The sequence below is a fragment of the Kangiella sp. HZ709 genome (genome assembly GCF_009674675.1).
In the GTDB taxonomy this organism is placed as follows: Bacteria; Pseudomonadota; Gammaproteobacteria; order Enterobacterales; family Kangiellaceae; genus Kangiella.
Window position 1 is genome coordinate 365,113 of record NZ_WKJC01000002.1, and the last position, 12,652, is coordinate 377,764.

Annotated in this window: 9 protein-coding genes; 4 read left to right on the forward strand and 5 right to left on the reverse strand. The window is 39.4% G+C overall.

Going from position 1 to position 12,652, the window contains the following annotated elements; translation table 11 throughout:
• Positions 1 to 185 precede the first annotated feature (185 nt).
• From uvrA to GJS41_RS10615, 3 genes are all read left to right on the forward strand, one after another.
• Positions 186 to 3,011, forward strand: coding sequence for an excinuclease ABC subunit UvrA (gene uvrA, locus GJS41_RS10605; RefSeq protein ID WP_154247335.1), 2,826 nt, complete (start codon positions 186 to 188; stop codon positions 3,009 to 3,011).
• Positions 3,012 to 3,147: 136 nt separating this feature from the next.
• The gene (locus GJS41_RS10610) at positions 3,148 to 3,621 is read left to right on the forward strand and encodes a hypothetical protein (RefSeq protein WP_154247336.1); all 474 of its coding nucleotides are present in this window, start codon (positions 3,148 to 3,150) and stop codon (positions 3,619 to 3,621) included.
• A gap of 404 nt (positions 3,622 to 4,025) precedes the next feature.
• Complete coding sequence (locus tag GJS41_RS10615) at positions 4,026 to 6,623, forward strand: zinc-dependent metalloprotease (protein WP_154247337.1); 2,598 nt, start codon at positions 4,026 to 4,028, stop codon at positions 6,621 to 6,623.
• A 71-nt stretch (positions 6,624 to 6,694) separates the two neighbouring features.
• On the opposite strand, the gene GJS41_RS10620 is transcribed toward GJS41_RS10615, so the two are convergent.
• The 4 genes from GJS41_RS10620 to GJS41_RS10635 all read right to left on the reverse strand — a co-directional run bounded on the left by GJS41_RS10620 (position 6,695) and on the right by GJS41_RS10635 (position 10,348).
• Positions 6,695 to 7,498: an SAM-dependent methyltransferase gene (locus GJS41_RS10620; protein ID WP_154247338.1), complete on the reverse strand. Its 804-nt coding sequence runs from the start codon at positions 7,496 to 7,498 to the stop codon at positions 6,695 to 6,697.
• 23 nt (positions 7,499 to 7,521) lie between these two features.
• Entirely contained in the window at positions 7,522 to 9,252 is a 1,731-nt protein-coding gene (locus GJS41_RS10625) for a diguanylate cyclase (protein ID WP_154247339.1), read from the reverse strand.
• 8 nt (positions 9,253 to 9,260) lie between these two features.
• Entirely contained in the window at positions 9,261 to 9,479 is a 219-nt protein-coding gene (locus GJS41_RS10630) for a hypothetical protein (RefSeq protein WP_154247340.1), read from the reverse strand.
• Between the two features lie 68 nt (positions 9,480 to 9,547).
• Complete coding sequence (locus tag GJS41_RS10635) at positions 9,548 to 10,348, reverse strand: TerC family protein (protein ID WP_154247341.1); 801 nt, start codon at positions 10,346 to 10,348, stop codon at positions 9,548 to 9,550.
• A 174-nt stretch (positions 10,349 to 10,522) separates the two neighbouring features.
• On the opposite strand from GJS41_RS10635, the gene GJS41_RS10640 reads away from it, so the two are divergent.
• A complete protein-coding gene (locus GJS41_RS10640; RefSeq protein ID WP_370515714.1) occupies positions 10,523 to 10,924 on the forward strand; it encodes a GNAT family N-acetyltransferase in 402 nt (133 codons plus the stop codon).
• Here the strand turns inward: GJS41_RS10640 and GJS41_RS11525 are convergent.
• Positions 10,921 to 12,579 carry a peptidylprolyl isomerase gene (locus GJS41_RS11525; RefSeq protein ID WP_227551340.1) on the reverse strand — a complete coding sequence of 553 codons (1,659 nt, stop codon included), beginning with the start codon at positions 12,577 to 12,579 and terminating at the stop codon, positions 10,921 to 10,923. The two genes, GJS41_RS10640 and GJS41_RS11525, sit on opposite strands and share 4 nt — an antisense overlap.
• Positions 12,580 to 12,652: the final 73 nt, after the last annotated feature.

A 12,652-nucleotide genomic window follows, 5' to 3' on the forward strand; every position in this document is an offset into this window, starting at 1 on the left:
ACAAGCTAAGCCAAAATCTGTAAAAAATTGCAGATATCAGCTTAATTTAAATCAGCTTTAGCATTTCGCCAAACCGTAAAAAGGGTTATAGTTACTGGTTTGTTGGGCTTTTTGACATAAGTCCATGATTTTGAATTTTTACTCGAAACTGAATTTAAATTAGCATTGATTTGCGGAATATCTCTATGGATAAAATCGAAATACGCGGCGCCAAAACCCATAACCTTAAGAACGTCGATTTGACCTTGCCTCGTGACAAGCTGATTGTGATCACAGGCTTATCCGGTTCTGGCAAGTCATCTTTGGCTTTTGATACGTTATACGCCGAAGGGCAGCGTCGTTATGTGGAGTCATTATCGGCTTATGCGCGTCAATTTTTATCCTTGATGGAAAAGCCCGATGTGGAACATATTGAAGGATTATCACCGGCGATTTCTATTGAGCAAAAATCGACTTCTCATAATCCGCGCTCAACGGTCGGGACTATCACCGAAATTTATGACTACTTGCGTTTATTATTTGCACGAGTCGGTACGCCGCATTGCCCTACTCACCAATTACCTTTGGAAGCTCAAACCGTTTCGCAAATGGTTGATTTAGTATTAGAGCAGCCTGAAGGCTCAAAATTAATGTTGTTATCGCCAGTGGTTCAAAACCGTAAAGGCGAGCATGTGCAACTGATACAAGAGTTGCAAGCTAAAGGCTTCGTACGCGCTCGAATTGATGGCACTGTGTATGATCTTGCTGAAGCGCCAGAACTCGACCTCTATAAGAAACATACAATTGAAGTGATTGTTGACCGCTTTAAAGTCAAAGAGGGCTTACAACAGCGACTGGCCGAATCTTTTGAAACGGCCTTAGAGCTATCTGAGGGTATTGCCCGTGTTATGTCTATGGATGGAGATCCTGACTTTGAGGAAATGGTCTTCTCGGCAAAATATGCCTGCCCTACTTGTGGCCATTCTATTCCAGAATTAGAACCCAGAATTTTCTCGTTTAATAATCCTGCTGGGGCTTGCCAAACCTGTGACGGTTTAGGCGTTGATCAGTTCTTCGACCCTGACAAAATCATTACTAATGATGATGTGTCACTGGCAGGAGGAGCTATCCGCGGCTGGGATAGACGCAATGTGTATTATTTCCACATGCTTAAATCATTAGCCAAGCACTACAAATTCGATATTGAATCACCTTGGGCATCTCTGACTAAAAAAATTCAAAAGGTCATTTTGTTTGGTAGTGGTAACACCGAAATCGAGTTTGAATACAATAATGATAAAGGCGCAGTGTATCGTCGCACTCATACCTTTGAGGGCATTATTCCTAATATGCAGCGTCGTTTTCGCGAAACTGAATCTGGTGCCGTACGGGATGATTTAATCAAATACATGACCACTCAATCATGTGGAGATTGCGACGCTACCCGTTTAAATGAAAATTCACGCAACGTATTTATCGATGGCACCGCAATTCATCAAGTGACTCGCTGGTCAATCGAAGATGCTTATAACTATTTTGAAAACTTATCCCTTCCAGGAAAGCGAGGCGAAATTGCTTCTAAAGTTCTGAAAGAAATTGGCGATCGCTTAAGTTTCTTGGTCAATGTTGGCCTCGATTATCTCACTATGGAGCGTAGTGCCGATACTTTATCAGGCGGTGAAGCGCAACGTATTCGACTGGCTAGCCAAATTGGTGCTGGGCTAGTAGGCGTTATGTATATTCTCGATGAACCATCGATTGGTCTGCATCAAAGAGATAATGATCGCTTGTTAAAAACTCTAAACCATTTGCGCGATTTAGGTAATACTGTAATCGTGGTTGAGCATGACGAAGATGCCATTCGAGCTGCTGACTATATCGTCGATATTGGTCCTGGTGCAGGCGTGCATGGCGGTGAAGTGGTTGGTAAAGGTTCGCTTGCGCAAATTAAGAAAAATAAAAATTCTTTAACCGCGCAGTATTTAACTGGCGCTAAAGAAATTTCGGTTCCAGCTGAACGCACACCGTACAATAAAAAGAAAACTATTCAGTTAACTGGCGCGGAAGGTAACAACTTAACTAGTGTTAATCTTGAAATCCCTGTTGGCTTAATGACTTGCGTGACTGGTGTTTCAGGTTCAGGTAAATCGACACTAATTAACGATACACTTTATCCAATTGTTGCCCGCGAAATTAATCGCTCAAGCTTACAACCTAAAAAATATAATTCAATTTCTGGTTTAGACCATATTGATAAAGTCGTTGATATTGATCAGTCGCCAATTGGCCGAACGCCTCGCTCGAACCCTGCAACTTACACCGGGATTTTCACCCCTATTCGCGAGTTGTTTGCTGGTACTCAAGAGTCACGCTCGCGCGGTTATAAGCCTGGACGCTTTAGCTTCAATGTAAAAGGTGGACGCTGTGAAGCCTGTCAAGGCGATGGCGTTATCAAAGTCGAGATGCACTTCTTACCGGATGTTTATGTGGCTTGCGATGTCTGTAAAGGCAAACGCTACAATCGAGAAACTTTAGAAATTACCTATAAAGGTAAGAATATTCATGAGGTTTTAGATTTAACGGTTGAAGACGCGCGAGAATATTTTGACGCCATCCCTGTGATAGCTCGTAAACTGCAAACCTTAATTGATGTTGGCTTGTCATATATCAAGCTCGGTCAATCCGCTACTACCCTTTCCGGTGGTGAAGCACAAAGGGTCAAGCTCTCTCGCGAACTCTCGAAACGAGACACCGGAAAAACCTTATACATACTGGATGAACCTACTACCGGCTTACATTTCCATGATGTTAATCAGCTACTACAAGTACTGCATCGATTACGCGATCACGGTAATACCTTAATCGTTATTGAGCACAATTTAGATGTCATCAAAACCGCTGACTGGATTGTAGACTTAGGCCCAGAAGGTGGCAGTAAAGGCGGACAAATTATCGCTACTGGTACGCCAGAAAAAGTCTCTAAGACTAAGGGCTCATTTACTGGTAAATATCTCAAGCCGCTTTTGAAGTAAAAGGGTACCTTTTAAAAAAGCCAGCTTTACGCTGGCTTTTTTATAGACTTTTTAAGCCTCCTAAATAATTCTTATAATGTGAAGCTTACTTAAGTGTTATATTAACTTTAATTTTCTAGTAAATTAAGGAGGATATATGCGAATCATACTTTTAGGACTGGTATCATTAATTATTATTTCTTGCCAATCGCTTACGTCAACTAACTCTTCATTACCAATTAAAGGATCTAATAAAGCATCCAATGATTCATGCTCAGGCGCAATTTATCATCAGTATGTTAGCGGACGTTCTGGTCACACCTTATCAAGCTGGACCAGCTGCAACGTGGTTGGCGGCTTAATTAAGATGGTAGCTTCTGCAAATGGTTGCTGCAGTACTAACAATCAAACCTGGCCCGTCAGCATAACGTTCGATAAAGCTAGCGAAATCGCTGTATTACAAATTAACCGTTACAAATTTACCGCAACTAAAAATGACCATCGATTTGAGATTCAAAGGTCAGACAACGGCAAAGAGCTTTATTTCAAATTTAACGTTGAAACTAGAGATGACTCTGGGAAATATTTACGGGTAAAAGCTAACTCCTGGTTTTACGTGATAGACCAATAAACGATATTTATAAATACTAACCTATAAAAAAGCCCAGAGGGGGTAGTATCTCTGGGCTTACTTGCTATCCTTGGCTTTAACTGACAATTCCTTTAATTGTTCTCTTATTTTTTCTACGAAAGCATTACCACTAAAGTACCGAATATTATCGTACAGGTAATGATCCAAGATAAATCTTCGAAATACTCATTCATGGTGTCTCCTTAAGTGGGTTAGTTAAGATGACGCTATCTTATAATTCACAGATGACAAGTTGATGTCAGTTCAATGGCAACTATTTGAATCTAACACTATTAAGCAATTGTTATATCTCGTTACACTTTACCATTGAGGCTTACATGATATCTTGGTAAAACGAGTGTTGGTCAATTTTAATCAACTTATTTAGTAAAGTGGGGACAACCATGACAAAGAGTAAAATCAGTCAAGCGCTAGCCATTGCTCTATTTGGCGCCAGCATGACTTTTGCCATGCCAACCGCTGAGGCAGCTGCTCCAGCCAAAGGCAAGAAAGAACAGAAAAAAGAAAAATCCATCCAAGATGCCGTTAAGGATATTACAAAAATCGAAGGTTTATTCGATTTGTACCAAGATCCAAAAACTGGCGGCTTAAAAATGATCATCAAAAAAGATCAGTTAGGTAAAGAATTCCTCCACTTTGTACAAGTTAGAGACGGCTTAGTAGATGTTGGCATGTTCCGTGGCGCTTATCGCGGCACACGTATTTACTCTATCGATCGCCATTATAAAAATATTGAATTCAAAGCAGAAAATACTAGCTTTTATTTCGACCCGGAAAATGCAGTTTCAAAAGCAAAAGACGCTAATATCAACAGTCCGGTTATTACCAGTTTAAAAATTGAAGCTGAAGATAAAGAAACAGGTGATGTGTTAGTAGATGCTAGTAAATTGTTCCTATCTGAGTCATTAATGCAGATCAAACCTTCTCCGCGTCCAGGCGCACGACCTGGTCAACGTTTAGGCTTAGGTAAATTGAGCAAAAGCAAAACCAAGTTTATTGAAATTGATAACTACCCTGAAAATACCGACTTTGAAGTTGAGTACGTTTATGACAACCCAGCTCCAGTAGTCCCTGCTGCAAGAACTGTCACGCCGGGTTTATTCGCTTTAACTGATGCTCGCTCGATTGAAGTCACTATGCGCCATTCTTTGATCGAAGTACCTGACAATAGCTATCAGCCTCGTTTTGACGATCCACGTGTTGGTTATTTTATGAATCAAGTACACGATATGACTGCGGTTGGTGATTATACGCCTTACCGTGATGTTATTCGTCGCTGGCATTTAGAGAAAAAAGATCCAACGGCAGCAATGTCTGAGCCTGTTGAGCCTATCGTATGGTGGATTGAAAACACCACTCCTGAGTACATTCGCGAAACGGTAAAAAATGCAACGCTTGAGTGGAACAAAGCTTTCGAAACGGCAGGTTTTAAAAACGCTGTACAGGTAAAAGTGCAACCTGACGATGCTGACTGGGATGCAGGGGATATCCGTTATAACGTATTACGCTGGACTTCATCGCCACGCCCTCCTTTCGGCGGTTATGGCCCAAGTTTTGCTAATCCTCGCACCGGTCAGTTATTGGGTGCGGACATCATGTTGGAATATTCAGTATTTAACCGTATTGCTTTTGCTGAAGACTTAATGGCTACCGAAGCTATGAGTATCGAGCAAGCGATGGAGCAGTCATTAGAATATAAGCACGATGTTCATCAGGCTATGTATCAAGATGCTATGGACGGCCGCATGATGATGGAAGCAATGGCAAATAACCCAGAAGAAGTTAGCGATTTCTTGCATGACTTCATTCACTTCTTAGTATTGCATGAAGTTGGGCATACGCTTGGTTTAAACCATAATATGAAGTCTAGCCAATTACACGATTTAGCTTCAGTTAGCGACAAAGCTAAAACTGCTAGCATGGGCTTAACTGGCTCAGTGATGGATTACCCTGCAATTAACTTCAGCACTGACGGTAAGCAAGGTCATTATTATACAACAACTCCAGGTCCTTATGATTTGTGGGCCATTGAGTTTGGTTATAAGCCATCGCTTAACGACGCAGCAGCTGAAGAAGCACGTATGAACGCGTTACTAGCTCGCTCAACTGAGCCTGAACTGGCCTTTGGTAATGATGCTGACGATATGCGTTCTCCAGGTAAAGCGATTGACCCTCGAATCAACGTTGGTGACATGACCTCTGATGCGGTTGGCTTTGCCATTAATCAGATGGATCATATTCGCAGTGTAGAAGATAAGTTGATTGAGCGCCTAGTTAAAGATGGCCAATCATATCAAGGTTTAGTTAGTGGCTTTGGTGCTTTACAACGTCAGTATGGTGGTCATGCTAGAACTATTTCACGCTATATTGGTGGTGTTTATTTAGATCGCGGCTTTGCAGGACAAAATGGTGCGACTGAACCATTCCGACCTGTAGAAAAAGCCAAACAAAAAGAAGCCATGGAAGCTTTATCTAAGTATGTGTTTGCTGAAGATGCCTTTGAGTTTAACAAAGATATTTTAAGTAAGTTGCAGCTTCAACGTCGAGGCTTTAACCACTTTTCGTTCACTGAAGATCCAAAGTTGCACGATATGGTATTAAATATGCAGCGCGGAATTCTAGTTCAAGTACTTCACCCGGTTGTACAAAAGCGTATCATTGACTCTAGTATGTATGGCAATGAATACAGTTTGTCTGAAGTGATGGGCGACTTAACCAACGCAGTATTTAAAGGTGACTCTGGCGATGTCAATTCAATGCGTCAAAACCTACAAATCGAATACTTGAAAGGTTTAGCACGAATTGCAAAAGCAGATCCAAAAGCTGGTTATAGCAATCAAAGCGTTTCATTAGCTCGTCAGCAGTTGAAAAACATCGACTCTGATACCAGTGTTGCTTTCTGGCAATCTGATGCTACAAGAGCTCATAATCAATATGTTAAAGATATGATTAAAGCTGCTCTGGAAATGAAAAAAGTTTAGATAACAATCTAAATCCTTCGATAAAAAAACCGGCTTGATGCCGGTTTTTTTTATTCTTAAGGACCTATTATTTATTTTGATTCTTGACCAAAGTCAGTAATATTTAGTCCAAATTCATCCAACGCGGTTTGATCTAACTTAAGCTCTGTTAATGGAGGGATTACCATTGTTGAAATGGAATTCAACTCAATCTCTGGCAATCGCTCTAGCGGAAACTTTTCTATCCTTGCTTCCTGTATCGGCAAGAAAGGTGCTTCATAAATGATCACTTCATGCTCTAGCGGATAGTATTTATTTAAAATCCTTACGGTAGCTTGTAAATTTTCTTTGCTGGTCTTAAAGGTTTTTAAGGTGTGCTCGCCAGCTAAACTAATTTGCCATAAAATTAAATGCGCACCAACGTTTGGCTGAATACCCCCAAATAAAAACTGACTGGTTTCATAGTTTTGACAACCATAAGTTCCTGGATCGATTCCAAGATCTGCATACAAGCAAGCGTCAGCAGAAACACCCGGCAACATACGAGCAGGATAACCCTCGGATTTAAGATCTTGAATAGCAAAATGACCAACACAGGCAAAAATACCTGGGTGACCGTATAAGGCCAATACTACTTTAGCGCCCTGTTTTACCTCATTTACCACTTCAGCAGCCATCTCTCGATAAGTCTGTCTACGTGACTTACCTTCTGCGTAGAGGTATTGCAAGCTCTTGTAGTTTGGATTAACAGATTTGAGCCAATCCTCAGACATAAAGTCAGGTAAAATCCCGTACACTTTATCTGCTGCCTGTAAATAGCTTTCTGATAATTTAGTAATTTGACCAGCTAGCGTGATACCTGTACCAACACAGGTTAAAGAACCGTTTTTATTCATTTTTTAACTTTTAATTGTATTTATTAGGTGAAACTGAAAACTTGATTACGACCCATTTGTTTTGCTTTATACATCGCATCATCTGCTGACTGCAACAGCTCTTCTAACGATGTGAGCTGAGGATAACTAGCAACCCCAAAACTTGCCGTAATGGCAAATTGCTCTTTAAACGATGAATGAGAAATACTTTTAAATGATTCCAAACATCGGCGTGCGAAAACTTCTGCATGTTCTTTAGCCGTATTGGGTAGCACCACTATAAACTCTTCTCCTCCAAGGCGTCCAAAAATATCCTGCTCTCTAATTTCCGCCGTAACCTTTTCCGCTACTTGCTTTAGTACCCAGTCTCCAATGGCATGCCCATATCTATCATTAATTGATTTAAAATAGTCCAAATCAAAAGCTACTAAACTGTACTTATCACTATTTCTAGTTGCAGATTCATGCAAATCCTCGGCTCGTTGCAAAACATAACGTCTTGAAAAAATCCCTGTCAAACCATCTTTCCTTGATAACTCTTGATACCTTTCTTTTTGTTTTTTAAATTTAAAAGTTAGCAATAAAATAAGGCCAATTAAAAAGGCTGCACCTACTGAAAATAATTGATAAAGCTGTTTAGACTTTTTCTCAACCTCAGAATTTAACTTTAGTAATTGATTTTCTTGATCTAAAATTTTAACTTGAACTTCATTTTCTAACTGTGAATGTTTAACCTGCTGATAGGCAAGATTTCGACTTGCCAAGTCTTTTTGTATCGCTTGATTCTGTTTATAAGCCTGCTCATATAGCTTAATGGCATTAGATTCATTACCTTGATTGCTGGAAACTTGTGCTTGTAAATATAAAGCTTGTTGTCTGATCGCAGACAAAGGTAGCTCTTGGGTTTTCTTGATTATGTCCTTCAGCTTAATACTACTTAAATCAAACGCTCTATTTTCAAAATCAATTTTAGCCAAATAAAGTAATACATCGACTTCTTCGGGTAAATACGGAGTTTGCTCAAGAAAGTTATTTGCCAACTCTAGATTCAGCTTTGCTTCTCGATATTTTTTCTTATAGAGCAAATTTTTGCCTAAAGTTTTGTGTAAATTCGCCAATACTAGATTAGCACCAATGTCTTTGCAGTAGTCCAAATCAGCGTAGATATCTTGTGTAAGGTCTACCTCATTATTTTGATTCCAAAGAATGGAGCTCTTTTGCGCTTTTGCGTAACACTGATCTTTTTGATCTTCTTTATCGTTAGCAATTTTCATTGCTAACTCTGAATATTTAAAAGCCTCTGGCCACGCTTTTATATTTTGAAAAAGATTAGCCGCACTATGATAGAAATTAAAACTAGTTTCTATATTCGGATTATCTTCAAGTATAGCAATAGCGCTATAGAGATATTCAAAAGCTTGGTTGTAGTTCTGAAGGTTTAATTCTGTTTGTGATAGCAAGTTATAAGCTGCCATCCTACTTTTGGCACCTAAATTATCCATCTCCAATATTTTTTTGAACTCTACTACAGAAGATTCATAATCGAGTTTTAAAGAATAGTAATAACCACTATATAGAAACAACCTTGCTTTTTGCTCGTTAGAATCAAACTCTGGAAGTAGTGATTTTAATTGTTGGATTTTGTTATATGCTTGCTCTGGATTGGTGGGATTTAAAGCCCTTATTTCATCAAGCGCTTCTTCGATACTTGGTTTAGCAAGTACCGAAGAAACACTCAAAATGCATAATAAAATTATTAGTAATACTTTATTCAAATTAATAGTTACATCTTATGCTCATCGATATGATGGATGATGGTTAAATAATCACACTCATCGCCTACTAACTCTTTAATTTTATCCATATCTAACTTGCAAACCGCATCAATTTCTTCCTGAGATAAGCCATAGTGTTTCATGGTCTTTATTGGGTCCTCTTTGTAACGCTCTAATAACTCAGCATTACAACCAATTTCTTTTAGAAATTCTTTTAACTTTGACATTGTCATCTCCATTTATTATTAAAAATCAGCTATTTATCATAATGATTTCAAATTAATATTCAATGCATTTATGACTTGTTCGCTGCGGCCTCTGCAGCCATTCGCTGCTTTTTCTTCAAAAGATTCTTCTGATATTTAGATTGAACAATGTCACTTAGTACCAGAATAGTAATGACAAAATAGAATGTCGCTTTACTCATAGGCGTTATTTCACTGCCAAAGAAGCTTAAGTTTGCTTTATGACCACCATCAGCAAGTAGCATCACACCAACAATCAATAGAATAAATAAGCCCAATACTTCAAACATACGGTTCCTTTCTAAGAAAGTTGAAACCGTATCTGCTAACCAAATCATGGCTACACCACTAAAAATGATGGCAATTGCCATAATCCAGAAATTATCCGTAAGAGCCATAGCACTCAGAATTGAGTCGAACGAGAATACTAAGTTCATCATAACTATCAAAGCAATAATCTTGGCTGCGGACTGGGGCTTTCTCTCTACTCCGCCATCGACCTCTAAGGCCATCATGTGCCAAATCTCTTTTACCGCTGTATACATAATAAATACACCACCAAATAAGATGATGACACTTTCAAAGGTAAAGGTGGCTTCCATTACCCCGCTCCAATTAACACTAAATAAGTCGCCTTGGATATAATCGATTAAAGTCATCAAAACGAATAACAAGACAATTCGCAGTGCAACTGCTATACCAATACCTAACCAACGTACTCTCTTTTGCTCTGATTCGGGAGCACGTTTTGATTCTAAAGAAATATAAAGAAGGTTATCAAAACCTAACACCGCCTGTAGGGCGATAAGCATTAATAAGGTAAATAAGTTTTCAATGGTAAAAAGATCCATGAGAGCCCCTGTTATTTATTTTTGAATAATACTAACATATAAAGATGCAATTTAGATTAAAAGTTATCAAATTGGAGTTCGACCATCGATACCAATAATCAGACAGCCAGATTAAAGATTTTAGACTTTGCTGATGTTACCGAAAACCACTTTAGAAGCCTCAACCTAGAGTGGATAGAGCAGTATTTCGAGGTCGAAACAGAAGACAGAAAAGTCTTAAACGATCCTAATCGATATATCATTAAGCCTGGTGGGGTTATTCTTTATGCCGCCTACCAAGGAGAGATCGTTGGGACTTGTGCCTTGAAAAAACATTCTCAAGATATTTTTGAACTATCCAAAATGGGCGTAAAACCACAGTATCAAGGTTTACAGATTGGAAAAACCTTAGCTAAGGCAATTATTCAGCAAGCTCGGCTGCTAGGCTGTAAACGCCTATTCTTGGACTCCAATCGAAAACTTGAAACCGCCATTCACTTATATAGAAAACTTGGCTTCACTGAGATCAACAAAGCCAAAGATGACAGCCCTTATCAGCGCTGTGATATCACTATGGAAATGTTTCTAAACTCTTAGTTGATTTCCACCACTAGGACTTGATCGTTTTGTTTGAGTTTCAAGGCTACTTCCATTCCTGCAATCACTTCAGCAAAAATAGTGTAGTTGCTATCAAGATGCAGATTCGGCGCTAAGTTGATGAAAAACTGGCCACCTCCGGTATCTTTTCCTGAAGTTGCCATTCCAATTGTTCCATATCGATGAGACCGCTGATTTAATTCTTCTCGTATCGAATAACCTACCGAACCTGAACCATCGCCAAATCGTCCACCACCTTGTGCCACAAAGTTTGGGATCACTCGATGAAAATAACTCTTATCGTAAAACCCTTGTTGCGCTAATTTGATAAAGTTAGCGGCAGTGTATGGCGTATCTTCAAATAATCGAATGACAATGTCACCCTGGGTAGTCTTTAAAGTTAATAATTTAGGAAGCGGCATTATTTTTTCAGGAGTTACGCTCGCAGGAGTTGCGGGTGCTTGGTAGGTGCCCAACTTTTGTTGTGCGCCAGTAGCGATAATCGACTTAGTACTGTTAGCCAGTTTCTCTAAGGTGTTTTTATCATTCTGTTTTGTATAAAACCCAATCGCTGCTCTCTGTAAATTAGGCTCATCAGCTTCTAACCATTGAGCTGCAATTTTCTGTAAAGCTTGAGGTTGTTTATCATTAATGGCATTAAAAGCGGCAGCTTGAATCCAGGAATTGCTATCAGTCGTTAGCTGCATAAGTTCCCTAAGAGGCAACCAGTTGCTAGCTGATTCTACACTAGTCAAACGAGTTATGAGCTTGTCGGAAGCTAGTAATTGAATCACTTTTTCCTGCTGATTTTCATCCTTAATCGACAGTTTACCCAAAGCTTGTATGGCACTAACACTAATCCCAACATCATCACTTAGCGCTTTTTCATACAGCCAGTCAAAATGGTCAGTCGACTTTAAATTACCAATCGCTCGAATAGCAAAGGCTTGTGAATCATTATCCAGCCTGTCAGTAATTTCGATCATTTTTTCTAAATGACTGGAGTTTATTAAAGGTACTCGCGCCAATAAGAAACTGGCTTCTAGAGAAGTCTTTGAGTTTGTTAAATATTCAATAATCTTGTCTACATTCAGATTGTGCTTATTAACTAACTTATTTGGGTGAAACAAAGCCAAAATACCTAACCCTTGCATGGCGCCTTGGGCGGCTTGCTCTTCTTTGCTGGTATTTATAATTGTGTACAAAGCTGCGGCGGATTTCTCATGTCCTACGTTACCCATTGCCAAAGTTAGCGCTTGTTTAACGCTTGGACTCGACTCTCGATCAAATTGTTCTGCCAGTGAAACCACTAACTCTGGATATAAGCTTATACCCGCAGCAAATGCAGCTTTAGCGCGTACTCTGCTTGATTTATTGGTTAGTTGTGTTTCTATCAGTTTTGCCGCTTGCTCGCCGCCAATTCTTCCTAGGTTAATCAGCGCTATTTCAATCGTTGCAAGGTTGTCGCAATTTAATGCTTTCGTGAACAATGGCGTATCTAATTCTCTTAAATCAGCACTTTTGTACAAATCAGCTGGGGCAACACAATGCTCCAATTGTACCGGCTTCATATGACCGCAGGCGGTTAAAAACAGCAGTACTATTGTGCTGCTAATCCATTTAATTGAATGATGATTTTGTGTTTTTTTTAGCATTGCTCTGCTCCTCTTCTAGCATCCATCAGGCAACATGGTAAAATAACGCCATTATTTTTGGTCAATAGAGTAA